Origin of the sequence: Actinomycetospora soli (genome assembly GCF_021026295.1) — a bacterium.
Classification (GTDB): Bacteria; Actinomycetota; Actinomycetes; order Mycobacteriales; family Pseudonocardiaceae; genus Actinomycetospora; species Actinomycetospora soli.
Genome location: NZ_JAJNDA010000003.1, coordinates 385670 through 410531, shown reverse-complemented (window position 1 = coordinate 410531; position 24862 = coordinate 385670). Strand labels below are relative to the sequence as shown.

The 24862-nt window shown below is 74.4% G+C and carries 24 protein-coding genes; 16 read left to right on the top strand and 8 right to left on the bottom strand.

The features are described from left to right. The first annotated feature begins 216 nt into the window (after positions 1–216). Positions 217–1602: a DUF1996 domain-containing protein gene (locus LN037_RS06820; RefSeq protein WP_230751068.1), complete on the top strand. Its 1386-nt coding sequence runs from the start codon at positions 217–219 to the stop codon at positions 1600–1602. After that, on the top strand, positions 1599–2687 hold the full coding sequence (locus LN037_RS06815; RefSeq protein ID WP_230751066.1) for a hypothetical protein: 1089 nt from the start codon (positions 1599–1601) through the stop codon (positions 2685–2687). The genes LN037_RS06820 and LN037_RS06815 overlap by 4 nt, the downstream gene beginning before the upstream one ends. Here LN037_RS06815 and LN037_RS33435 read toward each other — a convergent pair. From LN037_RS33435 to LN037_RS06800, 3 genes are all read right to left on the bottom strand, one after another. Then, positions 2684–4543, bottom strand: coding sequence for a S9 family peptidase (locus LN037_RS33435; RefSeq protein ID WP_230751064.1), 1860 nt, complete (start codon positions 4541–4543; stop codon positions 2684–2686). The two genes, LN037_RS06815 and LN037_RS33435, sit on opposite strands and share 4 nt — an antisense overlap. A gap of 101 nt (positions 4544–4644) precedes the next feature. Continuing rightward, positions 4645–6423: an N-acetylglutaminylglutamine amidotransferase gene (locus tag LN037_RS06805; protein ID WP_230751062.1), complete on the bottom strand. Its 1779-nt coding sequence runs from the start codon at positions 6421–6423 to the stop codon at positions 4645–4647. A gap of 66 nt (positions 6424–6489) precedes the next feature. Then, positions 6490–9069 (bottom strand): carboxylate--amine ligase/circularly permuted type 2 ATP-grasp protein, encoded by a 2580-nt coding sequence (locus LN037_RS06800; RefSeq protein ID WP_230751060.1) that lies wholly within the window; start codon positions 9067–9069, stop codon positions 6490–6492. 121 nt (positions 9070–9190) lie between these two features. Between LN037_RS06800 and LN037_RS06795 the strand changes: the two genes are divergently transcribed. The 5 genes from LN037_RS06795 to LN037_RS06780 all read left to right on the top strand — a co-directional run bounded on the left by LN037_RS06795 (position 9191) and on the right by LN037_RS06780 (position 12733). Next, positions 9191–9652 (top strand): ribose-5-phosphate isomerase, encoded by a 462-nt coding sequence (locus LN037_RS06795; protein ID WP_230751058.1) that lies wholly within the window; start codon positions 9191–9193, stop codon positions 9650–9652. After that, a complete protein-coding gene (locus tag LN037_RS06790; RefSeq protein WP_230751056.1) occupies positions 9645–10439 on the top strand; it encodes an Fpg/Nei family DNA glycosylase in 795 nt (264 codons plus the stop codon). The genes LN037_RS06795 and LN037_RS06790 overlap by 8 nt, the downstream gene beginning before the upstream one ends. A 99-nt stretch (positions 10440–10538) precedes the next feature. Beyond that, positions 10539–12149 carry a hypothetical protein gene (locus LN037_RS06785; RefSeq protein WP_230751054.1) on the top strand — a complete coding sequence of 537 codons (1611 nt, stop codon included), beginning with the start codon at positions 10539–10541 and terminating at the stop codon, positions 12147–12149. Between the two features lie 90 nt (positions 12150–12239). Beyond that, positions 12240–12362, top strand: a complete 123-nt coding sequence (locus tag LN037_RS32300) for a hypothetical protein (protein WP_255693307.1) — start codon at positions 12240–12242, stop codon at positions 12360–12362. 5 nt (positions 12363–12367) lie between these two features. Beyond that, positions 12368–12733 carry an MmcQ/YjbR family DNA-binding protein gene (locus LN037_RS06780; protein ID WP_230751053.1) on the top strand — a complete coding sequence of 122 codons (366 nt, stop codon included), beginning with the start codon at positions 12368–12370 and terminating at the stop codon, positions 12731–12733. Here the strand turns inward: LN037_RS06780 and LN037_RS06775 are convergent. Beyond that, positions 12717–14339: an APC family permease gene (locus tag LN037_RS06775; protein WP_230751051.1), complete on the bottom strand. Its 1623-nt coding sequence runs from the start codon at positions 14337–14339 to the stop codon at positions 12717–12719. The two genes, LN037_RS06780 and LN037_RS06775, sit on opposite strands and share 17 nt — an antisense overlap. A 97-nt stretch (positions 14340–14436) precedes the next feature. Here LN037_RS06775 and LN037_RS06770 point away from each other — a divergent pair, with 97 nt between their 5' ends. Next, a complete protein-coding gene (locus tag LN037_RS06770) occupies positions 14437–15126 on the top strand; it encodes a PIG-L deacetylase family protein (protein ID WP_230751049.1) in 690 nt (229 codons plus the stop codon). A 13-nt stretch (positions 15127–15139) separates the two neighbouring features. Here the strand turns inward: LN037_RS06770 and LN037_RS06765 are convergent, their stop codons facing one another. Further along, on the bottom strand, positions 15140–16294 hold the full coding sequence (locus LN037_RS06765) for an FAD-dependent oxidoreductase (RefSeq protein WP_230751047.1): 1155 nt from the start codon (positions 16292–16294) through the stop codon (positions 15140–15142). Between the two features lie 173 nt (positions 16295–16467). Here LN037_RS06765 and LN037_RS06760 point away from each other — a divergent pair, with 173 nt between their 5' ends. Continuing rightward, positions 16468–17361, top strand: a complete 894-nt coding sequence (locus LN037_RS06760) for a LysR family transcriptional regulator (protein ID WP_230751044.1) — start codon at positions 16468–16470, stop codon at positions 17359–17361. Position 17362: 1 nt separating this feature from the next. Here the strand turns inward: LN037_RS06760 and LN037_RS06755 are convergent, their stop codons facing one another. Beyond that, positions 17363–18037 (bottom strand): SDR family NAD(P)-dependent oxidoreductase, encoded by a 675-nt coding sequence (locus LN037_RS06755; protein WP_230751043.1) that lies wholly within the window; start codon positions 18035–18037, stop codon positions 17363–17365. Positions 18038–18110: 73 nt separating this feature from the next. Between LN037_RS06755 and LN037_RS06750 the strand changes: the two genes are divergently transcribed. The 4 genes from LN037_RS06750 to LN037_RS06735 all read left to right on the top strand — a co-directional run bounded on the left by LN037_RS06750 (position 18111) and on the right by LN037_RS06735 (position 21657). Beyond that, the gene (locus LN037_RS06750) at positions 18111–19277 is read left to right on the top strand and encodes a cytochrome P450 (protein WP_230751041.1); all 1167 of its coding nucleotides are present in this window, start codon (positions 18111–18113) and stop codon (positions 19275–19277) included. Positions 19278–19314: 37 nt separating this feature from the next. After that, complete coding sequence (locus tag LN037_RS06745) at positions 19315–19509, top strand: ferredoxin (protein ID WP_230751039.1); 195 nt, start codon at positions 19315–19317, stop codon at positions 19507–19509. A 103-nt stretch (positions 19510–19612) separates the two neighbouring features. Continuing rightward, positions 19613–20269 carry a TetR/AcrR family transcriptional regulator gene (locus LN037_RS06740; protein WP_230751037.1) on the top strand — a complete coding sequence of 219 codons (657 nt, stop codon included), beginning with the start codon at positions 19613–19615 and terminating at the stop codon, positions 20267–20269. After that, a complete protein-coding gene (locus LN037_RS06735) occupies positions 20266–21657 on the top strand; it encodes a uracil-xanthine permease family protein (protein ID WP_230751036.1) in 1392 nt (463 codons plus the stop codon). The genes LN037_RS06740 and LN037_RS06735 overlap by 4 nt, the downstream gene beginning before the upstream one ends. On the opposite strand, the gene LN037_RS06730 is transcribed toward LN037_RS06735, so the two are convergent. Further along, positions 21575–22216 (bottom strand): TetR/AcrR family transcriptional regulator, encoded by a 642-nt coding sequence (locus tag LN037_RS06730; protein WP_230751034.1) that lies wholly within the window; start codon positions 22214–22216, stop codon positions 21575–21577. The two genes, LN037_RS06735 and LN037_RS06730, sit on opposite strands and share 83 nt — an antisense overlap. 188 nt (positions 22217–22404) lie before the next feature. Continuing rightward, positions 22405–22698, bottom strand: a complete 294-nt coding sequence (locus LN037_RS06725) for a hypothetical protein (protein ID WP_230751032.1) — start codon at positions 22696–22698, stop codon at positions 22405–22407. Positions 22699–23061: 363 nt separating this feature from the next. Here LN037_RS06725 and LN037_RS06720 point away from each other — a divergent pair, with 363 nt between their 5' ends. Genes LN037_RS06720 through LN037_RS06710 form a run of 3 tightly spaced genes read left to right on the top strand, consistent with a single transcriptional unit; the run spans position 23062 to position 24815 of the window. After that, positions 23062–23379, top strand: a complete 318-nt coding sequence (locus LN037_RS06720; RefSeq protein ID WP_230751031.1) for an ArsR/SmtB family transcription factor — start codon at positions 23062–23064, stop codon at positions 23377–23379. After that, positions 23376–23855, top strand: coding sequence for an SRPBCC family protein (locus tag LN037_RS06715; protein WP_230751029.1), 480 nt, complete (start codon positions 23376–23378; stop codon positions 23853–23855). Before LN037_RS06720 ends, LN037_RS06715 begins: the two co-directional genes overlap by 4 nt. Before the next feature lie 42 nt (positions 23856–23897). Then, a complete protein-coding gene (locus LN037_RS06710; RefSeq protein ID WP_230751027.1) occupies positions 23898–24815 on the top strand; it encodes an alpha/beta hydrolase in 918 nt (305 codons plus the stop codon). The last annotated feature ends 47 nt before the right edge of the window (positions 24816–24862 follow it).

The window sequence follows — 24862 nt, the reverse complement described above, 5'->3', positions numbered from 1 at the left end:
ACGGCGGGTGATCCGGCTCTGTGGGTCGTGCTGTGGATCCGGTGCGGGTGGGCATCGGTTCTCCGGGAGGTGTCGCCGGACCGGCGCGCGAGAGGGACGTGGGGCAGGTCCTCGTGCCGGTGAACCTGCGTGGTGTGCACCTCGGAGGCGCGAGTTTCTCCAAAGCGCACCCACGGGCGGACGCGCTTCTCTAGCGTCCGCCCGCGGAGGTGGGCGATGCGTCGGATGACGCCCGGGGCCCGGCGGCGTGCGGAGCTCGTCGCCGTGTTCGTCGCGCTCGTGCTGATCTTCGGGATCGGGGTGCCGCTGGGTCTGGCCGGGGCGATCGGCGCCGTCGCGCGTCAGGCGGCCGCGGCGGTCGGGGTGGTGCTGATCGCGGAGTCCGACGACGACGGCGGGTCCGGCGACGACTCGGACGAGAAGTCCGGTGGCGATAAGGGCTCGGGCGGGGACGAGGACTCGGGCGGCGACGAGGACGCCGGCGGCGACGAGGGCTCCGGCGGTGACGAGGGCTCCGGCGGTGATAAGGACGCCGGCGGCGAGAAGGACGCCGGCGGCGCCGTCGCGGGCGACGGCGGCTTCGAGGGCCGCGACCAGATCGGGCGGGCGTCGGCGCAGGAGTACGTGTCGATCGAGGACGTCGAGCCGAACGGCAACATCAAGAACGGCGGGGACTTCTCCGGCGGCAGCTACTCGTTCTCCTGCCCGCTCTCCGACCACCACAACTCGGACAACTTCATCGTCGCCCCCGGCAAGCGCAACGGCGCCCAGCACACCCACGACTACGCGGGCAACGAGTCGACCAACGCGGCCTCGTCGGAGAACCAGGACGCGCTCGAGCAGGCGGAGACGACCTGCACGAACGGCGACCGGTCGCCGATCTTCTGGCCGGTGCTGCGCGACCTCGAGGGCGTCGGACCCGACGTCGGGATGGACGGGGGGAGCCTGGACGGGAACGTCGGGTCGTTCGTGGTGCCGGCGTCGGTCGACTACACGTTCCACGGGCACGGCACGCAGCGCACGGAGCCGATGCCGCTGAACATGCAGCTGATCACCGGATCGGCGAAGGCGGGCAGCACGGGCGAGGGGTCGAACTCGAAGTTCACCTGCTCCGGGTTCGCCGACCGGCTCACCGAGCGCTACCCGATCTGCCCGCAGGACTCGCAGCTGCAGCGGGTGTACGACTTCCCGAGCTGCTGGAACGGCGAGGACCTGTCGTCGGCGGACTTCGTCAGCCACCTGCAGTACCCCGACGAGACCGGCGAGTGCTCCGACGACCTGATCCCCGTCCCGGCGCTGCGGATCACCGTCTCCTACGACCAGCCGCCCGGCCGCTCGTTCGCGATCGACAGCTTCCCCGAGCAGCAGCACGACCCGGTGACCGACCACGCCCTGCTGGAGTACCTGTCCACCGAGGCGCGCGCGCAGGCCGGGGCCGACTGCATCAACTCCGCGCAGCGCTGCGAGCAGGGCGCCGACGACGACACGGCGAGCTCCGGGCCCCGCGGCCGCAGCGACGAGCTCGCCGTCACGAAGAACTTCGCGGCCGCGATGGCCGGCCACCAGGACGCCGGCGTCGCGCACGGCGGAGGGCACCGGTGAAGCCGAGGGTGGTGGCCCACCTCGTGCTCGCCGCGCTGCCGCTGCTGTCGATCACCGCGCACGTCGGCGGACTGGTGCCGATGCACGTGTCGGCGGGGATCGTCATCGTCCCGGCGGCCGTGGTGCTCGTGCTGCTCGCGGTGTTCCGTCCGGCACCGGAGGACCGGCTCGTGCTCGACGGGCTGCGGTGGGGGCTCGTCGCGACCTTCGTCTACGACGTGTTCCGGCTCGACACCGTCGCGCTGCTGGGCTGGTGGGACGACTTCATCCCGACCATGGGCACCTGGCTGCTCGACGTCGACCCGTCCGAACAGGTCCTCGGCGGCGTCGCGGGCTACGCCTGGCGCTACGCGGGCGACGGCGGCGGGCTCGGCGTCGTCTTCGTGACCCTCACCGCCGCCACCGGCCTGCGCCGCCTCGGCCCGCGCTGGACCGTCGGCGTCGCGGTGCTCTTCGCGGTCGGGCCCACCTGGGGCGGGCTCATGGCGACGGTGCTCCTCCCGCGCGGCCAGCAGTTGATGTTCTCGCTGACGCCGGTCACGGTGACCCTGTCGTTCCTCGGGCACGTCGTGTTCGGCCTCGTCCTCGGCCTCGGCACGTGGCGGCTCCGGGGGCTCGAGGAGCACTGGACCGGGCCGCTCCTCGTGGACGTGGCCGCGCTCGTCGGGCGGCTCTCCCCTCGTGGCAGGAAAGCGTCGTTGCTGTCACCAGGCGGCAGCAACGACGCTTTCCTGCCACGACGGGAGGTGCCACGAGGAGAGGTGCGACGGGGGGAGGTGCCACGGGGGGAGGTGCCGGGGCGGGAGGTGCCGCGGGGCGAGGCGCCGAAGCCTGCGGGTGGGCACACCCCCTTCCCGCCGCTCGCCCCCGTCCGGGCGCTGCGACCCGTGCCGGCCTCCACGTGGGACCCGTACGCCGCCGATCCGCTGCCGCTGGAGCCGTGGCTGCCCGAGCCGTTCGTCGACCCGTCCCCGACGGGGGAGGTGACGGTCCGGCCCTGGGGGAGCGACCCGTCGTCGGGAAGTCCGGACGTGTTCGGCCCGGGCCCCGCCGTGCCGCGTGAGGGGAGGATCCGAGCGCTCTAGTGGCGCGAGGGTTCCCCTCGCGCGGGGGTGGTGAGGCCGAAGTGCGTGGTCAACCACTCGGTGACGGCGTGGACGAACGTGCGGCGGTTGTCGAGGCGCTGGATCTCGTGGCCCTCGTCGTCGAAGAGCAGGTAGCGCACGTCGACGCCCGCCGCCTTCGCGCCGTGCACGGCGAGCTCGGCCTCGTGGACGGGGACGTTGGTGTCGTAGCGGCCATGGACCACGAGCAGCGGCGCCGCGAGCCGGGACATGCGGTGGACGGGGGAGAGCTCGCGGAGCAGGTTGCGGTCGTGGATCGGGTGCCCGTACTCGCCGACGGCGGCGTCGGCGATCCAGGGCTCGGTGCGGGCGAAGAAGGTCTCGAAGTCGGCCATGCCGCAGACGTCGACGCCGACCGCGAACAGCTCCGGGTGGTTCACCAGCGCCGCGAGGGTCAGGTAGCCGCCGTAGGAGCGACCCATCACGCCGACGCGGGCGGGGTCGGCGATGCCGGCCTCGACGAGGTGCTCGACGCAGGACGCGACGTCGCGGATCGCGGCGAACCGGCCGGCGCCGTTGTCGGCGTTGACGAACGACCGGCCGAAGCCGGACGAGCCGCGGACGTTGGCGGCGTACACGGCGATCCCGTGCTGCAGCAGGACCTGGTAGAGCGGCGTGAACACCGGCCGCTCCTGCGCCTCCGGCCCGCCGTGCAGGTAGATCAGCGTCGGCATCGGGCCGACCGTGCCGGGCGGGCGGTACAGCCAGCCGGGCAGGGCGAGGCCGTCCGGCGTCGTCACCGTCTCGAGGGTCGGGTGCACGACCGCCGCGCGCGGCTCCTCCGGCGGGCAGATCAGCGCGGTGGTCTGCGACGACAGCTCGTGGCACCACACCGCCGCCGGCACCGAGGGCGACTGGATGCCGAGCACGAGCGAGTCGTCGTCGTGGCTGAACACCGCGGAGGTGACGACGTCGCCGGGCGGGGCGTAGTGCGCGGGCTTGCCGGTCGCGAGGTCGAGCAGGTCGACCTCGCTGCGCCCCATGACGTTCCACACCAGCGCCGCGGTCCCGGCGTCCTCGGTGAGCGCGAACTGCTCGAGCTCGGCGTCGTCCCGCTCGGCGAGGACCTCGGGGAACATCGGTCGCGCGTCGGTGGCGACGTCCACGCTCACCAGCGCGGCCCGTTCCCGCCCGCCGTCGGTGAGGATGAGCATGCGCGTGCCGTCGGGGGTGAACCGGGCCGCCACGACCGACGAGTCGCGGGTGATCGCGACGGGGTGCTCGACGGCCCCGGGCGGACCGCCCGGGCCGCGGCCGCTGTCGATCTCGTGCCAGCCCTCGGTGCCGTCGAGGTCGACGATCCCGACGTGGCGCGTCCCGCGGCGTCCGCGACGCAGCAGGACCCGGCGGCGGTCGCGGGAGACGTCGAGGATCTGCAGCGCGTGGCCGGAGCCGAGACGCTGCCGCAGGTCGGTGTCGACGTCGACCAGCCACGCGGTCGTCGTGTCGATGTCGGACTCGGTGACCGCGAGGACCGAGCCGGTGTGGGTCCAGCGGTCGAGCGAGACCGCGCCGCGGTCGTCGTCACCGACCCCGCGGACCGCCCGCATCCCGGTGCCGTCGGGCCGGACGACGAAGACGTTCGTGCGCTCCCCGCCGTCGGCGGCCGCCTCCACCGCGAGCCAGCGCCCGTCGGGGGACCAGCGCACCGTCGAGACCAGGTCGTCCCCGGTGTCCAGCGACCACTCGGCGCCGGTCCGGCGCTCGTGCATCCGGACGGCGGGTCGGCCGTCGCCGTCCCAGACGAACGCGATCGTGGTGCCGTCGGGCGACGGGCTGGGCGACCAGCATCGGGTGGCGCCGATCCACTCGTCCACCGCTGCCGACCTCCCGGTTCCGTCCTCGACGATGTGGCGTCCCTGCCACTGGGTGACAGCAACGACGCTTTCCTGCCACAGGGGCGAGAGCCGAACCTACGTCAGTCGATCTCGTGGGCCTGCAGCCACATCTCCAGGAGTGCGACCTGCCACAGTGCGTTCGCGCCGAGGTTGGTGCGCCCGGAGTTGGGGTCGTCGAGCATGGTGGCCACGGCATCGGCCCGGAACAGGCCGCGACGCCTCGCCGCCGGGTCGGTCAGGGCCGCGGTCACCCGCTCGAGCACCGGGCCGGAGAGCTGCCGGATCGCGGGAACCGGGAAGTAGCCCTTGCGGCGGTCGATGATCTCGTCGGGCAGCACCCCGCGGGCAGCCGCCTTGAGCACGCCCTTCCCGCCGTCGGCCATCTTGTACGCCGGCGGGCAGGCGCCCATGGTGTCGACGAAGTCGTGGTCGAGGAACGGCACGCGCGCCTCGAGGCCCCAGGCCATCGTCATGTTGTCGACGCGCTTCACCGGGTCGTCCACGAGCATCACCGTGGTGTCGAGCCGCAGCGCGGCGTCGACCGCCTCGTCCGCGCCGCGGCGCGCGAAGTGCTCCCGGACGAGATCGAGCGACGGGTCGCCCGCCGTCAGGAACTCCGGGGCGACCAGGTCGGCGATCTCGGCGGAGGGCCGGTCGAAGAACGCCCGGTGGTAGGCGTCGACGGCGCCGTCGCGGCCGACCTGTGCGATCGGCGGGTACCAGTCGTAGCCGCCGAGCACCTCGTCGGCGCCCTGCCCGGACTGCACCACCTTGATCGTCTTCGAGACCTCGCGGGAGAGCAGGTAGAACGCGACGACGTCGTGGCTGGTCATGGGCTCGGACATCGCCGCGACCGCGCCGGGCAGCGCCTCGTCGGTCTCGACCTTCGGCACCTCGATGCGCGTGTGGTCGGTGCCGTAGGTCTCGGCGACCAGGTCCGAGTAGTCGAACTCGTCGCCGCGCTGCCCGCCCTCGGACTCGAAGCCGATGGAGTAGGTCTTGAGGTCCTTCTGGCCCTCCTCGGCGAGCAGGGCGACCACGATCGAGGAGTCGATGCCGCCGGAGAGCAGCACGCCCACCGGGACGTCGGCGACCATGCGCCGGCGCACCGCGGTGCGCAGCGACTCCAGCGCCACCTCGGCCCACTCGGCCTCGGTGCGCTCGGTCGTGCCGCGCACGAACTCGGGCACCCAGTAGGTCCAGTCGCTCGACGAGCCGTCCGGCTCCACGGTCCGCACGACGGCGGGCGGGAGCTTGCGGACCCCGGCGAGGATCGTCCGCGGGGCGGGCACCACCGCGTGGAAGCTCATGTAGTGGTGCAGCGCCACGGTGTCGATCGACGTGTCGACGCCCCCGGGCGCGAGCAGGGCGGGCAGGGACGACGCGAAGCGCAGCGCCCCCGACACCGGGGCGACGTAGAGCGGCTTGATCCCGAGCCGGTCGCGGCCCAGCGTGAGGCGTCCCGTGGCCCGGTCGGCGATGGCGAACGCGAACATGCCCTTGAAGTGCTCGACGCACCGCTGCCCCCAGCGGTGGAAGGCCTTGATGATCACCTCGGTGTCCGAGGTGGAGAAGAACCGGTACCCCTCGCGCCCGAGCTCCTCGCGGAGCTCCGGGTAGTTGTAGATGCAGCCGTTGAACACGGCGGTCAGCCCGAGCTCGGCGTCGACCATCGGCTGGGCGCCGGTCTCGGTCAGGTCGATGATCTCCAGGCGCTGGTGCGCCAGGGCGAGCGGGCCGTGCCCGACGACGCCCCAGCCGTCGGGACCGCGCGGCTCGAGGACCTGCGCCATCGCCAGCACCGCCCCGACCTGCGCCGCGCTCCCGTCGAACCGGAACTCACCGGCGATGCCGCACATGCGACGACTCCTTCCAGGGCGGGACCAGGGTCTCCGGGGCGGGCTCCGCCCCGCGGCGTCTCCCGGTCAGCGCAGGAGCCACGTGTCCTTCGAGCCGCCTCCGCGCGACGAGTTGACCACGAGGCTCCCGGCCGGCGCGACTCGTGTCAGGGGCGTCGGCAGGACCGCCGGGGACGCGCCGAGCACCACGAACGCGCGGAGGTCGACCACCCGGGGCGCGAGGTCGACACCGGTGAACGTCGGGTGCGTGGAGATCTCGATGGTCTCCTGCGCGACGTAGCTCGCCGGGTTCGCCCGCAGGTCGGCCGCGGCCTCGGCGAGCTCGCGCTCCGAGGCGTCCCGCCCGATGACGATGCCCGCCCCGCCGTAGCCGTCGACCGGCTTGAGCACCAGCGTGTCGAGGTGGGCGAGCACGTGCTCGAGCTGGTCGGGCTCCGCGCAGGAGTACGTCGTGACGTCGTCGAGCAGCGCCTTCTCGCCGAGGTAGAACTCGGTCAGTGCGCGGACGTACGGGTAGACGGCCTTGTCGTCGACCAGCCCGTTGCCCGGCGTGTTGAGCAGGGCGAAGCGGTTCTCGCGCACCGCGGCCTGCAGCGGGTCGCGCAGCGTGCGCCCGTCCGCGTCCGGCGCGGCGTAGAGCTTCTCCTCGTCGATGCGGCGGTACGCCACGTCGATGCGCCGGCCCGTGACCGCGACGGTGAGCGTCCCGTCGTCGGTCACCCGGATGCCCGAGGGCTCCAGCAGCGGGACACCCATCTCCTCGGCGAGCATCGCGTGCTCGAAGTACGCCGAGTCGTGCGGGCCCTCGGTGAGCACCACCAGCGACGGCTCGTCGCCCGCGGCCGCCGGGGCGCACGAGAGCAACGCGTCCCGCAGCATCAGCGGCCCCGCGTCCGAGTCCACCACGCCCTCGGGGGCCTGGAGCTCGGGCAGCACGGAGCGCACCACGCGCCGGTCGGCCATCGCGTAGGCGATCCCCGACGGGATGCGCAGGTTGTCCTCGAGGACCTTCCACCGGCCCTCGCCGTCGCACACCACGTCCAGCCCGCTGATCAGCGCGCGGGTGGTCCCCGCCGGGATCATCGACGACGCGTCGCCCGGCTCGGGCAGCCAGCGCAGCGCCGCCCGCGGCAGGATCCCGTCGGCCAGGGCGGCCCGCTCGCCGTGCAGGTCCTGCAGCAGCGCCTCCAGGGTGCGCGCCCGCTGGACGAGCCCCGCGGAGAGCGACTCCCAGTCCTGCCGGGTGATCAGCCGCGGGATGAGGTCGAGCGGGAAGAGCCGCTCGGGGTCGTCGGGCTGCGGGAAGAACATCGACCGCGCCCGCTGCTCGGCGTCCCGGCTCTTCTCGTGGGCGAGCAGACCGCCCGGACCGATGCGCTCCAGGGCGGAGACCATCCACGCGTAGGTCGGGCGCACGTGCCCGTCGGTGTCCACGGCCTCGTCGTACGACGGCGGGTGGTAGGCGCCGAGCAGGACCGGAGCGGCCACCTCGGGGACGGGGGTCGCGATCTCGACCTGCGGCTCGCCGCGGGTCTCGCCGACGAGCATGTCGACGACGCCCTCGAAGGTCCCGGTACGCGCGAACCGCTGCCGCTGCCGGGCCGCGCTCGACCCGCGGGCGAGCGCCTCGAGGGCGAGGTCCGAGACGACGTCCCAGTCGCCCGCGTCCTCGAGGTCGTCGCGCAGGTGGTCGAGCAGCATCCGCACCGCACGCGACGGCGGGACCAGCTCGCGGCCGGGCACGTCGACCAGGTCGCCCTCCACGCCGGAGCGCGCCGCGCGCCACGACGCCGCCCGCAACAGTTCGGGGCGGTAGGCCGGCTGCGGCCGACCCTCCTGGTGCGCCCGCACCCCGTGCGTGGTCAGCGCGCGGGCCAGGCCGGCGATGAGGACGACGCCGTCGACGGTGGGGGAGGCGTCGCAGATGCGCAGCTCGACGGTCTTCTGGTGCGCGGAGGGGCGCATGTCGAAATACACCATGCCGGGGTCGGACATCGTCCCGGAGCGCACCAGGTCGTCGATCAGGGCGTCGTACTCCGCGGCGTCGCGCAGCGGGGCGGGCGGACCCGCCGTCGGCCAGCGGTGCCAGGCGAGGGTGCGCGAGCTGGCGTAGCCGGTGTCCTCGCCGTCCCAGAACGGGCTCGAGGCGGACAGCGCGAGCAGGACCGGCAGCCACGGCGCGGAGTGCTGCATGACCGCCACGGCCGTGTCCCGGTCGGGGACGTCGACGTGCACCTGCGTGCCGCAGATCTGCTGCTCGAAGACGAGCATCTGGTACTCGTCGCGCATCCGCTCGTAGCGCGGATTCGGCGTGATGTCCGACGGCGAGCCGCACACCAGGGGAACGCTGCCCGCGCCGACGATCCCGAGCCCCCGCTCCTCGGCCAGCGACGACAGCATCCGACGCAGCCGCACCAGGTCGGCCCGCAGATCGGTCAGGCTCGACGTCGGGTCGGAGTTCGTCTCGATGATGGAGGGCTTGAGCTCGGCCGCGAACGCGTCCGCGTCGAGCGCGGCGAGCTCGTCGAGCATCTCGGGCACCCGCGGCACGGCGCACCGGGCGTCCAGGTCGACGAGGTGGAACTCCTCCTCGACACCGAGCACGACGTTGCCCGCACCGCCGGAACCCGCCCGCTCCTCCGCCATGGGTGAGCACGCTAGATCGGTCGTGTCACGGGGATGTTTCACGGGTCGTCGTCGTGACGTTCCCCCGAACGGGCCGTACCCGCCGTCGGGAACGGGTAGGGGGCTGGGAGACTCGGCCACCGTGCGCGTCTACATCGGCTCCGACCACGCCGGCTTCGAGCTCAAGGCCCACCTGCGTTCGGCGTTGACCGACGCCGGGCACGAGGTGGTCGACGTCGGGCCGGCGGAGTACGACGCCGCCGACGACTACCCGCCCTACTGCACCGCCACCGGCGAGCGCGTGCTCGCCGACCCGGGGTCGCTCGGCATCGTCATCGGCGGCTCGGGCAACGGCGAGCAGATCGCCGCGAACAAGGTCACCGGGATCCGCGCGGCGCTCGCGTACGACACGGAGACCGCGGAGCTCGCGCGGCGGCACAACGACGCCCAGGTGGTCGCGGTCGGCGCGCGCATGCACACGGCCGAGGAGGCGACGACGATCGTCTCGACCTTCCTCGCGACGGAGTTCGAGGGCGGCCGCCACCAGCGCCGCATCGACATGCTCGCCGAGTACGAGAAGACCGGGCACATCACGGGTGCCTGAGGGCCACACGATCCGGCGGCTGGCGGACGTCCACCGCCGCCGGTTCCGCGGGAAACCGCTCACGGTCTGGTCCCCGCAGGGCCGGTTCACCGCCGGTGCGGAACTCGTCGACGGGCGCGTGCTGCGCGACGTCGACGCGCACGGCAAGCACCTCTTCCACGTCTACGAGGCGGACCTCGTCGTCCACGTGCACCTGGGGCTCTACGGGAAGTTCTCGATGAGCCCCGTGCCGGACGACGGGGTCCCGGAGCCGCGCGGGCAGGTCCGGATGCGGATGGTCGGGCCGACCCACTTCGCCGACCTCCGGGGCGCCACGGCCTGCGAGGTCCTCACCGAGAGTGAGGTGGAGGCGCTCCACGCGCGCCTCGGCGCGGACCCGTTGCGGCCCGACGCGGACCCCGAGAAGGTCTGGGCGCGGGTCTCGAGGTCGCGCGCGCCGATCGCGACGCTGCTCATGGACCAGGCCGTCATCGCCGGCGTCGGCAACGTCTACCGGGCCGAGGTGCTGTTCCGGCACGGGCTCGACCCGCTGCTCGAGGGGCGGGCCCTCGGGCGCCACCGGTTCCTCGCCGTGTGGGACGACCTGGGGGAACTCCTGCGCGACGGGGTGAAGCGCGGTTCCATCCGCACCCTCCGTCCGGAGCACGCGGACCTCGCGCAGGACCGATCCGTCTACGTCTACCGGCGGGACGGCCGACCGTGCCTCCTGTGCGGCACCGAGATCGTCCGGAGCACGCACGTCGCCCGGAACCTGTTCTGGTGCCCGTCCTGTCAGAACACGGGCTGATCGAGGTGCTATAACGGCGGGGTCACTCGACCGGGTGACATCCGAGGAGGTCGCCCTGTGCGTTCCGTAGTGCGTCTGCGGACCCGTCCCGGACGGCCGGTGTGGCAGCTGACCACCCGTCCCTCGACGGCGGCGGTGCTCGCGCTCGTCTCGCTGGCCGCCGCCGGTGTGCAGGTCGCGCTGTTCTCCTCCCCGACGCCCTGGTACCAGGTCGCGGTCGTCGTGTTCTGGACCGTCGTCGGCCTCGCCTTCCTCGCCTCCGCGGTCGGCTCCCGCGCGCGGGCGCGACGCCAGGCCGTCACTGCGGCCGCCCGCCCGCCGGTCGACCCGGTGCCGTTCGTGCCGGTGCCCGTGCGGCCCGCCCGCCCGCGGCGTCGCGACGAGGCGGAGGCGGTGACGGAGGTCGGGGAGCCGACCGATCCCGTGGCCACCCCGGCTGCCGCCCCGACCCTCGCGGTCCGGCCGAGCTTCACGCCGCGGCCCGCCGCCACGGCGGAGGAGCGCACCACCACGGTCGCCGCACCGGTCCCGTCGCCGCGGCGGACCGCGGACCGGCCGCGGCCCACGCCCACGGGGGAGCGGATCGCCTCGGCTCCGCGGCCGGACCCCTCGTGGCGCCCGTCGCGCGCTGCGGAGGAGCGCACCACCACGGTCGCGGTCACCTCCCGCCACGCCGTGCGCGCGGTGGCCCTCGCCGACTCGGCCTCCCGTCCCGTGGCCGTGCCGCCCGGTGCGGTGGCCGCGGCCGAGCGCCGCGCCACGTCGCTGACCGCGGAGACGGTCGCGATCCGCGACGGCCGTGTCCGCCCCCGCCCGGACGCCCGCGACCGGTCCGCCGGGGACGAGGGCACCACCCGTCCCGGGAGCCACCGCTCGGCCGCCCGCGCCGCCACCGGCAGCCACCGGTCCGTGCCGGACGAACCGGCCCCGACGACCCCGCGGCCGGCCGGGGCCGGCGGCCGGCGGCTGGAGGACGAGTCGCGCGCTGCGGCCGTGCCCCGCACCCCGACGCCCGCCCCGCGCAGCGTCGTCCCGTCGCCGCGGCAGGTCCCCAGCGAGGAGCGGCCGGCCCCGACGCCGGCCGCGGGGCCCGTACGGTCCGCCGAGCGGGCGACGAGCGCGCCCCGCCCCGCCCCGGCCCCCGCCGAGGCCCCGGCCGGGGAGCCCACCGCCACGCCCGCCGCCTCCGTCCGCCGCTCCGCCCACGCGCGCCGCACCGCGGCCGAGGACCGCGAGCGCCCGGCGCCGACCGAGCGGACGCCCGAGCGCTCCGCGGCGCCCGAGCGCTCCGCCGCACCCGAGCGTCCTGCGGCTCCCGAGCGCCGGCCGACGCCCGAGCGGCCGCCCGGGCGTCCCGGCACGACGCGCGGGGACGAGCCGGTCGCGCGGGCGGACCGCGCCACGCGCCGCCCGGAGGACCGCGCCACCCGCCGCCCGGAGGACCCGCCGGCACCGACCCGCCGTCGAGAAGCCCCCGCGCCCTCCGCGACCGAGGCGACTGCGCCGTTCGGCGGCGGCATGACCTTCGGCGGCCGGGTCGTGCCCGCGGAACCCGCCCCCGAGTCGTGGGCCCCCGCTCCGCGCGGCCCGGTGCCCGAGCCCGCGGGTGGGCGGCACGCGGCGGTCGCCGACGCACCCGCGGTGGAGGTGCCGCGCGGCGCCGCGGCCCGCCACGCCGTGGCCGAGCCGGGACGGCGTCGGGCGAGCTAGGCACACGGCACTCGCCGACCTGGAGGCGGAACGGTCCGACGGCCCGGTAGCCTCGGAACCGGACGAAACGGGCGAGTCGAGGAGCAGGCCGTGCAGGACGACGAGCGCGAGGGCGCCACCACCACGACCCACGCGCCGTGGACGAAGATCGTCACCATGGTGGTGCTGGGTGCGTTCATCCTGTCGCTCCTGGTGGGTGCTCTGCTGTTCTAGCGGGCATGGAGCCGCTGCTGGAGCGCGTCCGGGCCGCCTGCCTCGCGCTGCCCGAGGTGGTCGAGCGGCCGAGCCACGGCACGCCCTGCTGGTTCGTGCGCGGGAAGAGGACGTTCGTCATGTTCGCCGACCACCACCACGGCGACCCGCACGTCGCGCTCTGGGCCGCCGCCCCGCCCGGCGTCGCCGCGCAGCTGATCGACGACGAGCCCACCCGGTTCTTCCGGCCGCCCTACGTCGGGCACCGGGGCTGGGTCGGGCTGCGGCTGGACCTCGACGGCGAGGACGCCCTCGACGACGACGAGCTGCGCGCGCTGGTCACCGACGCGTACCGGCACGTCGCCCCGCCGAGCCTCAGCGCGCGGCTGTGACCTCGGGGGCGTCACCGCGGTCGGCGTCGGCCTCCGCGCGCAGGTCCCGCACCATCTCCGGCCGGGCGAGCATGTGCGCCACCCCGCTGCGCACGCCCCACGCGTAGATCGCCAGCGCGAACACCGCGACGACCACGCTGTCCCACGGCGCCGGGATCAGGCCGGCGCCGTCGAAGCTCCCGAGCGCGGAGAGCAGCGTGATCCCGGCCAGGTAGACCACGAGCCACCAGCCGCCCGCGAGCTGGCCGGCCGGGCGCCCGGAGCGCAGCCACACCACCACGTAGACGAGCACGCCGATCACGGTGATGGCCATCGCGATGCGCAGCTTCGGCCAGGCCACCCAGAAGATGATCAGCGAGGAGACGACGAACGCGACCGGAGCCACGACGGTCATGCCGCGCAGCCGTGTGTCGCGCCGTGTCAGCCCGGAGCGCCGGAAGGCGATCAATGAGACCGACCCGATCTGGAAGGTGAAGGCGGCGATCGAGCCGGTCACCGAGATGATCGAGTGCCAGCTCGGCAACGGCAGCAGGTAGGCCAGGCCGACGACGAAGTTCAGCGCCAGCGCCCGCGCCGGCACACCACGGGCGTTCAGCGCGGTCAGGGCGGACGGGAAGAACCCGTTCTTCGCGAGGCCGAAGACGTTGCGGGCGTTCGCGGCGGTGAACACGATCCCCGAGCCGGACGGCGAGATCATCGAGTCGGCGATCAGCGTCCAGGACAGCCACGTCAGCCCGAGGACCATCGCGAGGTCGGCGAAGGGCGAGTCGAAGTTCACCCCGTGCCAACCGCCGAGCAGTGCCGGCGCGGGGACGGCGCCGAGGAAGGCGAGCTGCAGGCCGAGGTAGAGCACGATCGTCACGAGGATCGTCGTGATGAGAGCCCGGGGGACGGTGCGGCGGGGGTCGCGGGCCTCGCCGGAGAGCTCCACGACGTTGCGGAAGCCGGTGTAGGCGAAGACCATGCCCGCCGTCGCGATCGACCCCAGCGCCCCGCTCCACCCGTAGGGCGCGAAGCCCCCGTGGTCGGTGAGGTTCGAGGAGTCGAACCCGCTCGCGACGAGCAGGACCACCGTCGTCACCGGGATCAGGATCTTGATCGCCGTGATGATCGTGTTGGAGCGGGCGAAGAGCCGGACGCCGAACCAGTTCAGCGCGACGAAGCCCGCCATGAGCACGACCGCCAGCGCCACGCCCGCCCCGGTGAGCTGCTCCCCCTCGTACACCCCGGGCAGGTACGCGGCCGCGTACTGCACCACGCCCGCCGCCTCGGTGGGCGGGTTGCCGACGTAGCTGACCCAGTTCGCCCACCCGACGATCCCGGCCGCGAGCCCGCCGTGGCTGTACATCGGGTAGCGGACGAGCCCGCCGGACTCCGGCTTGGCCATCCCCAGCTCGGCGAACACGAGCGCGACGCACAGCATCAGCGCACCGCCGATCACCCACGCGAGCATCGCCGCGGGCCCCGCGTCCTGCGCGGCGTACAGCGAGGAGAACAGCCAGCCGGATCCGATCACGCTGCCCAGGCCGGCCGCGAGCAGCGACCAGAACCCGAGGTCCTTGCGCAGGCCCGTGTCCGCGCGTGTCGTCCCACGGGTCCCGGTCATGGAGGACCCACTACCCGGGGAAGGGAGATCGTTACGCAGCGTGTCCGAAACGTCCGGTCTGGACCTCGACCGTGGTTCAGGGTGCAGGCTCCGGGGCATGGAGAGCTTCCCCGACGACTGGTCCCACGCCCTCGCCGTCGCGGCCCACCCCGACGACCTCGAGTACGGCGTCTCCGCCGCCATCGCCGCGTGGACCGCGGCCGGCCGCACCGTCACCTACCTGCTCGTGACCCGCGGGGAGGCGGGGATCGCGACCCTGCCGCCCGCCGAGGCCGGCCCTGCCCGGGAGGCCGAGGAACGGGCGTCGGCCGCGGCGGTGGGGGTGCACGACGTGCGGTTCCTCGACCACGCGGACGGCACCGTGGTCGAGTCCGTCGCGCTCCGGCGCGAGATCGCCCGCGTGGTCCGCGACGTCCGGCCCGACGTCGTCGTGACCATGAACCACCACGAGCGCTGGCCCGGGGGCGGCGGCTGGAACTCCGCCGACCACCGCGCCGTGGGGCGGGCGGCGATCGACGCCGTCGCCGACGCCGGGACCCGCTGGATCTTTCCCGACGACGGGCCCGCGCACGCGGTGCGTCACGTGGCGGTCGCGGCGTCGCCGGCCCCGAGCCACGAGGTCGACGTCACCGGGCACGTCGAGCGCGCGGTGGCCTCCCTGGTGTGCCACCGGCGCTACCTCGAGGCACTCTCCGACGCGCCCGTCGAGGACCAGGCGCGGGAGGTGGTGCACGCGATGACGGGCGACCCGGCGGCGCCGCGCGTGACGTTCGAGCTGTTGTCCTGACCGGAACCCGGGGTCAGAACCCGAAGCGGCGCTCGAAGTCGGCGTCGAGCAGGGCGGGCCGGTCGAGGGTGAAGGCGTCGACCGGGAAGCGGGAGCGACCCGCCGTCGCGAACTCCGCGAGCACCCGCCCCAGCAGCGAGGCGTAGGCGGCCGCGTGGCCGGTGCCCACCGCCACGTGCACGGCGGGCGCCTCGGGCACGGTGTCGACGACGAGGTGGCCGTCGGGGGCGAGCGTGGAGGCGCCGTGCGTGCTGGACAGCTCCGGGCCGCCGAAGCGCGGCAGGTGCTCGGCGAGGAACTCCTCGCGGCGCTTGCGGTGCAGCGCGTCCGCCTCGAAGGAGGGCGCGCCGTCGAGTTCCTGGTCGAGCGTCGTCGCGATCGCGCCGTGCACCGGGTAGGCCACGAGGTCCTCCGCGCCGTGCCAGCGCACCACGGGGAACGGACCGGGGGAGTGGTCGAGCAGGTCGGCCGTGGCGTAGCGCGTGACCTGCTCGTGGCGGGCGACGAGCGGGAGCGGGCGGCCGAGGTCGGCGAGCAGGTCGGCCGCGAGGGCGTCGGCGGTGACGACGACCTGGTCGGCGCGGTGGACCGCGTCGTCGGTGAGCACGTCGACGTGGCCGCCGGCCGGGCGGATCGCGCGCACCGGGGTGTTCTCCCGGTACCGCGCGCCCTGGCCGCGCGCGAGGGCCAGGTGCACGGCGGCGGCACGACGGGCGTCGAGCACGCCGGCGTCGCGGTGGTGGATCGCGCGCTCGCCACCCGCGAGGCGGACCTGCGGCCATCGGGCGTGCACGGCGCGCGCGTCGAGCTCCTCGAGTGCGGTGCCGTGGCGGGCGGCGACGGCGCGGTAGCCGTCGAGCACGTCCACGGCGTCCGAGCGGGTGCCGGGGTCGGCCACGACGAGCTCGCCGGTGGAGGCCGCGAGCTGCTGTCCGGACACCCGCTCCACGTCGTGCCAGGTGTCGAGCGCCGCGGGCGCGAGGGCGGCGTGCACGTCCAGCGCCTGGGTGCGGCCGAGCACGAGGCTGCGGTCGGGGCCACCGGCGCGACCGGCCTCCAGTCCGAGCACCGCCCCGTCGCGCCCGCCCGCGGCGCGGGCCGCCCAGTAGAGCGCGGCGCTGCCCGGGCCACCGCACCCGACGACGATCACGCGGTACTCGGAGCTCATGCGGCGCTCCCGGGTCGGGTGCAACGGGCCGACCCCCACCCTGCAAGCCGACCGCGGGCGGTGGTGGCGTCGTCCGATCGGCAACCCGACTCATGTCAGAAGGCGCGACTTATGGATCCGTGCGGCCGCGTCGGCGCCGCCGTGTCGGGTTCGCCTCGTGCACCATCGACGCCATGGACCTCGAGCTCCGACAACTGCGGGCCTTCCTCGCGGTGGCCTCGGAGCTGCACTTCAGTCGGGCCGCCCGACGCCTGCACGTGAGCCAGCCGGCGCTCTCGCAGCAGATCCGTGCGCTGGAGAAGAGCCTCGGGGCCGCGCTGTTCGACCGGTCCAGCCGCGCCACCGAGCTCACCGCGGCCGGCCGGGTGCTCTTCGAGGCGGCGCCCCGGGTGCTCTACGAGGCCGAGCGGGCGCAGTCGCTGGTGACGCAGGCGGCGCGCGGGGCGGTGGGGCTGCTGACGGTCGGGTCGGTGGGCACCGCGCTCGCGTCGATCGCGCCGCGGATCCTGCGGTCGGTGCGCGCCCGGTTCCCCGACCTGCAGCTCGAGGTGAGCCAGCACGACACCTCCGCGCAGCTCGTGGCGATCGCCGACCACCGTCTCGACGTCGGGCTGGTGCGGGCCGCGCAGCCGACCGAGGCGGTCGCGGTGGAGCACCTCGTCGCCGAGCCGCTGCTGTGCGCGGTCCCCTCGGACCACCGGCTCGCCGGCGGCCCGACCGTCGACCCGGCCCGGCTCGCCGACGAGGACTTCGTGCTCTGGCCACGGCCGCTGGGCCGCGCGTTCTTCGACATCATCGTCAGCTACTGCCTCGGCCACGGGTTCAGCCCGCGCATCGTCGCCGAGGGCGCCGACATCGAGACCCAGCTCGGGCTCGTCGCCGCCGGCCTCGGGGTGTCGCTGCAGCCGTCCTACTACGCGAACCTGCGTCCGCCGGGGGTGGTGTTCCTGCCGCTGGACGGCGACGTCCCGCAGGTCGCGCTGCAGGTGGCGTACCGGCGTAGCGACCACTCGCCTGCGGTCGCGCACTTCGTGGCCGCGGCGAAGGAGTGCGCCGTCGCCGGGTGACTCACCAGGGCACGGTGCGCCCGTCGGCGAGGAAGGAGCCGCTCGGGTGCACCGTGGGCCGCAGGACGGCGGCGACGATGCCCGCGGCGCCGTCGGAGACCGGGCGGCCACCGCGGCCGCCCATGTCGGTCGCGGTCCAGCCGGGGGAGACCGACTGCACGACGACGGGTGCGAGCGCGTCGGCGAACACCCGCGTCGTTGCGTTGAGCGCGGCCTTGGACACCGAGTACGCGGGGGAGTGCGCCCGCATCCGGGCCAGCGACCCCAGCTCGCTCGTCACGTTCACGACGACGGGTTCGGTCCCCTCGCGCAGCAACGGCGCGGCGGCCTGGATCAGCCGCCAGACCGCGAGCACGTTGGTGCGCCACGCCCCGTCGACCACGTCCAGGTCCTCGGTGAGCGGGTCGGCGCCGGAGTCGAAGTTGACCGCGGCGTTGTTCACCAGCGCGTCGAGCCGGCCGAGGTGCTCGTGGATCCAGTCCACGGCGGCGGTCACCGAGGTGGGGTCGGTGACGTCGAGGGGCACGGACCGCACGCCGAGTTCGGCGGCGACCCGCTCGCCGTCGGCGGGGTCGCGGGTGCCGGCGACGACGGTGCAGCCGGCGGCGGCCAACTGGCGGGCGATCTCGGTGCCGAGGCCCCGGGAGGCGCCGGTGACGAGGACGGTGCGGCTCATGCGTCGGGGTGCCCGCCCGGACCCCCGACGTATCTGACAGGCGGCTACCGTTTCCGGTGCTAACGTCGGGCGCATGGCCGCTGCGATCTCCCTCCCGCTCCACATGCAGCGCGACCGGTACGACCCGCCGTCGCGGATGGCGGAGCTGCGGGAGCAGCCCGGGCTCGAACGCGTCACCACGCCGCTGGGTCTGCACGCGTGGCTCGCGACACGCTACGAGGACGTGCGGGAGGTCCTCGGCGACGCGACCCGGTTCTCCAGCGCCGGGATGCCGGCCCTGCCGGGGTCCGACGACGACCAGCGCGCGGGCAACCTGCTCACCCTCGACCCGCCGGACCACACCCGCCTGCGCCGGATGCTCACGGGCGAGTTCACCGTGCGGCGGATCCGCCGGCTCCAGCCGCGGATCGAACAGATCGTCGACGAGCACCTCGACGCGATGGAGCGGGCCGGGTCGCCCGCCGACCTCGTCGAGGCGTTCGCGCTCCCGATCCCGAGCCTGGTGATCTGCGAGCTGCTCGGCGTGCCCTACGCCGACCGCGGCGAGTTCCACCGTCGCGCCGCGATCCAGCTCGACCTGACGCGCCCGCTCGCCGAGCGCGGTGCGGTGGCGGCCGAGTCGCGGGCCTACATGGGCACGCTGGTCGACCGGGCGAGCGCCGACCCGGGCGAGGACATGCTCGGCATGCTCGTGCGCGAGCACGGCGCGGAGTTCAGCCGCGCGGAGCTGGTCGGTGTGGCGTCGCTGCTGCTCATCGCCGGCCACGAGACCACGGCGAACATGCTCGCCCTCGGCACCCTCGCCCTGCTCGAGCACCCCGAGCAGGCCGCCGCCGTCCGCGCGGACCCCACCGCCACCGCGCCCGCCGTCGAGGAGCTCATGCGCTACCTGTCGGTGGTGCACTCGGGCGTACCGCGGCGGGTGACGCGCGACACCGAGGTCGCGGGGACCGCGCTGGCCGAGGGCGACTTCGTCGTCGTCTCGCTGCCCGCCGCCGACCGCGACCGCGCGCTCGTGGAGGACCCCGAGCGGCTCGACGTCGGGCGGGCCGCCGCACCGCACGTGGCGTTCGGCCACGGCGTGCACCACTGTCTCGGGGCGCCGCTCGCGCGCATGGAGATGGCCACCGCCTTCCCGGCCCTGCTGCGGCGCTTCCCGTCGCTGGCCGTGGCCGGGGACCCGGAGTTCCGGTCGGCCGCCGTGGTCTACGGGCTGCGGCACCTGCCGGTCTCCTGGTGAGATCAGCCGTCCTTTCGTCCACCACCGGAGGGGAACCATGAAGATCCGAGCCGACCGCGACGTCTGCATCGGGGCGGGCAACTGCGTGCTCGCCGCCGAGAACGTCTTCGACCAGGACGACGACGCGATCGTCGTCGTGCTGCAGGAGACCCCGGAGGGCGCCGACGCCGAAGCCGCCCGCAACGCGGTGGGGTCGTGCCCGTCGGGCGCCCTGTCGATCGAGGGGACGTAGCGCGGCGGAGCTCGACCACGGGGCCGGGAGTGAGGAGTCGTCTGCGGTCCGGTCGTGTGCGACACGTCCGGATCGCGACGTCGCGCTGCTAGCGTCCCCGCCCGTGACCGAGCTGTCCTCCCGACCGTTGCGCGCGGACGCCGCCCGCAACCACCGCGCCATCGTGGCCGCGGCGCGGGAGGCGTTCGAGGAGGTCGGCCCCGACGTGCCGCTCGAGGAGGTCGCGCGGCGCGCGGGGGTCGGACCGTCGACGCTCTACCGGCGCTTCGGCGGCCGCGACGAGCTGGTCACGGCGGTGTTCGCGGAGTACTTCGCGGAGGCCGTCGAGCCGCTGTTCGCCCGCGTCGAGGCCGAGACGGACCCGGCCCGGGGGATCGCGGAGCTCGTGGAGGGCATCGCGCGCGCGTTCGTGCACCGGCGGGGCATCCTGCGGGCGGCCAAGGACGCGGGCGCGTTCACCCCGGAGATCGTCCTGCAGTTCGTCGGCCGGCTGCACGACCTCGTGGAGCGCGCCAAGGAGCAGGGCGTCGTGCGCTCCGACCTGGAGGCGCGCGACATCCCGTCGGTGGCGCACATGCTCGCGGCGATCGCGGCGCCCTTCTCGAGCGAGGTCGACCCGCAGGTCTGGGACCGCTACCGCGCGTTCCTGCTGGACGGGCTCGGCGTCGACGCCGAGCGCACCGTCCTGCCCCCACTGGAACCCCCGCCGCGCGCCGACGTCGCCGAGCGGCTCGGACGCACCGACAGGAGTGGCGCGTGACGAGAACCCTGCGCTGGACGGTGCACGGCGACGGCCGTGCCCCCGGGCCGGGGGAGGTGGTGCGGCCCGACGAGCGGATGAGCTGGGGCCGCACCGTCGGGCTCGGGATGCAGCACGTCCTCGCCATGTTCGGGGCGACGTTCGTCTTCCCCGTGCTCATGGGCCTGGACCCGAACCTCGCGATCCTGCTCTCCGGGCTCGCGACGATGCTGTTCCTGCTGATGACGCGCGGGCGCGTGCCGAGCTACCTCGGGACGAGCGCGTCGTTCGTCGGCGTGGTCGCCGCGGTCCGGGCGGACGGGGGCACGAGCGCCGAGGTCACCGGTGCGATCGCCGTGACCGGCGTGGTCCTCGCGCTCGTCGGGCTCGCGGTGCACCTCGGCGGCGCCCGCGTCATCTCGGCGATCCTCCCGCCCGCCGTCACCGGCGCGGTCGTGCTGCTGATCGGCTTCAACCTCGCCCCCGTCGTCGCGGGGACGTACTGGCCGCAGGACCAGGGCGTGGCCCTGGTGACCATGCTCGTCGTCATGGTGGTGGCGGTCGCCGCCCGCGGGATGCTGGGACGCCTCGCCGTGCTCGTCGGCCTCGTCGTCGGCTACGTCCTGTCGATGGTCCTCGACGCCGTCCTGGGCCCGATCACCGCGCCGGACGCGTCCGGGGTGGTGTCCACCCACCTCCGGCTGGACTTCTCGAAGGTCGCCGACGCCCCGTGGATCGGGCTGCCGCTGGGCACCCCCGACGCGCCCGGGCTGCACCTGCCCGCGTTCAGCGCCTCGGCGATCCTGCTCGTCGTCCCGGTGGTCGTCGCCCTGATCGCGGAGAACACCGGGCACGTCAAGGCGGTCGCATCGATGACGCGGGAGGACCTGGACCCCTACCTGGGCCGGGCGCTCGCCGCGGACGGCATCGCGACCGCGGTCGCGGGCGGGGTGGGCGGCTCCCCGACCACCACGTACGCGGAGAACATCGGCGTCATGGCCGCGACCCGCGTGTACTCGACGGCGGCCTACTGGGTGGCGGCGGTGGTCGCCGTGCTGATCGGTTTCTGCCCCAAGTTCGGCGCGGTCGTCGCGGCCACCCCGGGCGGTGTGCTGGGCGGCATCACGGTGGTGCTCTACGGGATGATCGGGCTGCTCGGCGCCCGCATCTGGGTGGAGAACCGGGTCGACTTCTCCCGCCCCGAGGTGCTCGTCCCGCTGGCCGCGGGCATCGTCATCGGGGTCGGCGACGTGACCATGGAGTTCTCCGGCGGGCAGTTCGGCGGCATCGCGTTCGGCACCGTGGTGACGATCGCGGGCTGCCACCTCATGCGTCGGCTGACGCCGGACCGTCCGGACCCGATGCCGGCACGGACGCAGGAGCCTCCAGACCCGCCAGCAGAGCGGTGAGGGTGCGCCCGAACAGGTCGTCGGGCACCGAGCCGGGGCTCAGGCGGCGGTGCTGCACGAGGCCCCGGGCCAGCGCCGAGGCGACGGTGCCGACCTCGGCGTCGGACAGCGCGAACGTGGTCCCGCGGCGCGTGCGCTCCTGCGCGACCATCGCGGTGATGACGCCGTGCACCCGCTCGTGGTGGGCGGCGAGCTCCGCGCCGAACGCGGAGGAGCGCAGCGCGTAGAGCCAGGCCTCGGCGCCCAGCTCGGCGAGGTGGTCGGAGTCGGCCTCGGCGAGCAGCCGCCGGTTCAGGGCCGGGACGGCGGCCTCGAAGCCCTCGGCGAGCTCGGCCTGCGCCTCGGCGAACTCGCGGTCGGAGCGCCGCTCCATGAGGGCGACGAAGAGCTTCTCCTTGCTGGTGAAGTGCGCGTACACCGAACCCACGGAGGTGCCGGCGGTCCGGGCGATCTCCTCGACCGACGCGGCACCGTAGCCGCGCTCGGCGAACACCGTCGCCGCCGCGTCCAGGAGGTTCTCGTGGGTGCGCGCCTTCGCGGCGGCCCGACTGCCGGACATGGCCGACAGTCTCCCCCGTGCGGGAGGATCGGCGGAGCGGGTGGGTGATGGTTCCAGCATCACCCACCCGCCCCGCGTCACCGGTGCTCCTCCGCGCCCCGACGCGCAGCGGTCGCACCGTCATCGCGTCGCCGGTGCTCCCCAGCTCCGACGACGGGTCCGGCCGTCCGGGGGTCGGCCGGGGGTCGTCAGCCCGCCGAGCCGAACAGGCCGGTGGTCACGCCGCCGACGAGCGGACCGGCCACGCCGTCCACGCCGGTGACCACGCCGCCGACGAGGTCGGTGACCCCGCCGAGCAGCTGGCCGCCCGCGCCGACCAGCCCGCCGACGAGGCCTCCGCCGTGGTGCTGGGTCGTGTGCCCGCTGACGTGCTCGGAGCCGTGGGAGTGCGACTCGGTGGCGTTGGCCGACCCGGCCATGGCGGCGACGCCGACGCCCGCGAGCATCGTGGTGGCCGCGATCCTGCTGGTCCTGCTGCTCAAGAGAGCTCCTTCCGGTGGGGTGGCACGGCGGTCCGGTGCGTGTCCTTCCGCCCGGGCCGTCGTTGTACGGACGGGACTCTCTCCTGAACCTGAGAAGAGCTCTCATCTCGGGTGCGTTCGATGAACGGACCCTCAGTGAACCGATCGGTGCCTCGGATGCCGCCTGACGGCGGCTTCACGTGTGGCGAACGGCCCCTCGACGCGCTCGACCAGGTGACGCCTGGTTCCTTCGGGTGAAGTTGATCGAGTTCCGTAACGATTCGTGATTCCCGCATCTCGCACGATTCGTCGTTGACGTACCGCATTCGTTGGTCCTAAATTCGTACTCAACCGAGAGGTTGAATACAAGGACCGGAGCCGGGCGTGGACGACGAGCTCTCCCGAGCGTTCGCCGCCCTGGCCGACCCGATCCGACGGGACATCGTCGCCCGCCTCACCGCCGACGACATGACCGTCACGGAGCTCGCGTCCCACCACGACGTGAGCCTGCAGGCCGTCTCCAAGCACCTGCGGGTGCTCGAGACGGCCGGCCTGATCAGCCGCCGACGGGACGGCCAGCAACGCTGGGCGCACCTCGAGGTCGACGTGTTCGACCTGCTGACGGGCTGGATCGACACCTACCGCCGCCGGGCCGAGCTCCGGTACCAGCGGCTCGACGACGTCCTCCGGAGGAACCCGTGAACACCACCCTGGCCACCACCATCGAGGCCGACCCCACCGTCCCGGCCATCCGCATCACCCGCGAGTTCGACGCCTCCGTGTCCGCGGTCTTCCGCGCCCACGTCGACCCGGAGCTCGTCGTGCAGTGGCTCGGCCCGCGGCGCCTGACGATGACCGTGCAGCGCTGGGACGCGCAGACCGGCGGGGGCTACGCCTACACCCACGTCGGGGAGGACGGGACCGAGCACCACTTCCTCGGTTCGTTCCACGAGATCCGTCTCGACGAGCGCATCGTCCAGACCTTCGCCTACGTCCCGTTCGCCGACCAGGTGGCGCTGGAGACCATGACGTTCACCGAGCTCCCCGGCGGCCGGTGCCGCATCGAGGGCTTCTCGCTGTGCGGATCGTTCGAGGGGCGCGACGCGATGCTCGCCTCCGGGATGGAGGAGGGCGTCGTCCAGGGCTACGAGCGCCTCGACGAGGTGCTGTCGTCCTGACGGCGGGTGTGGCCGCCCCGCCGGTCGGGGAAGGCACGGGGCATGACGTGGTGGGACCCGGAACTGCGTGACCGGATGGCGGCGTTCCCGTCGGGGCGCGGCGACCTCTCCGATCCGGCCGTGCTCGCGGTACTGCGCGACCCGGGACCCGACCCCGCGCCCGAGCCGGACGTCCACTGGACGCACGCGACGGTGCCGAACACCGCGGGCGACCACGAGGTCGGCGTACGCGTCTACCGGCCCGCGCAGCCGCATCCGAACCGGCCGGGGTACGTGCTGTTCCACGGCGGCGGGCTGTCGTTCGGGAGTCTCAACACCGAGCACCGCCGGTGCGTGGCGCTCACGCGCGACACCGGTGCCGTCGGGGTGAGCGTCGACTTCCGGATGGCGCCCGACCACCCGCCCGCGACCATCCTCGACGACGCGTACTCGGTCCTCCGTCATACGACCGAGCACCCCGAGGCCTACGACGTCGACCCGCGCCGGCTCGCCGTCACGGGTTCGAGCGGCGGGGGGATGCTGACGCTCGCGCTCGCGCAGCTGGCCCGCGACCGCGGCGACACCGCGCCCGCCCTGCAGCTCGCGCTGTACCCGAACACCGACGACCGGGTGCTGCCCGCGCACGCCTCGCGTCGCGAGGGCCTGCCGGTGATCCCGGAGGAGGCGATCGCGCAGGTGATGGCGAACCTCGGTCCGCCGACGCCGTACATCGTGCCCAACCGCACGGAGGACCTGACGGGCCTGTGCCCGGCGGCGATCCTGGTGGGGCAGAACGACCCGCTGCGCGACGAGGTGGTCGACTACGCCTGGCGGCTGCTGCGCTCCGGTGTCCCCACGGAGCTGCACGTGCTGCCGGGGCTCCCGCACGGGTTCGACGTGTTCTTCCCGGACATCGCGGCGACGCAGCACGCGGACGAGCTGGCCGCGCGGGCGTTCCGGCGGTTCGTGTCGGAGGCCTGAGACCTCCGGAGACCTCCGGAGACGACGGAGGGGCTGTGGTCCCACGG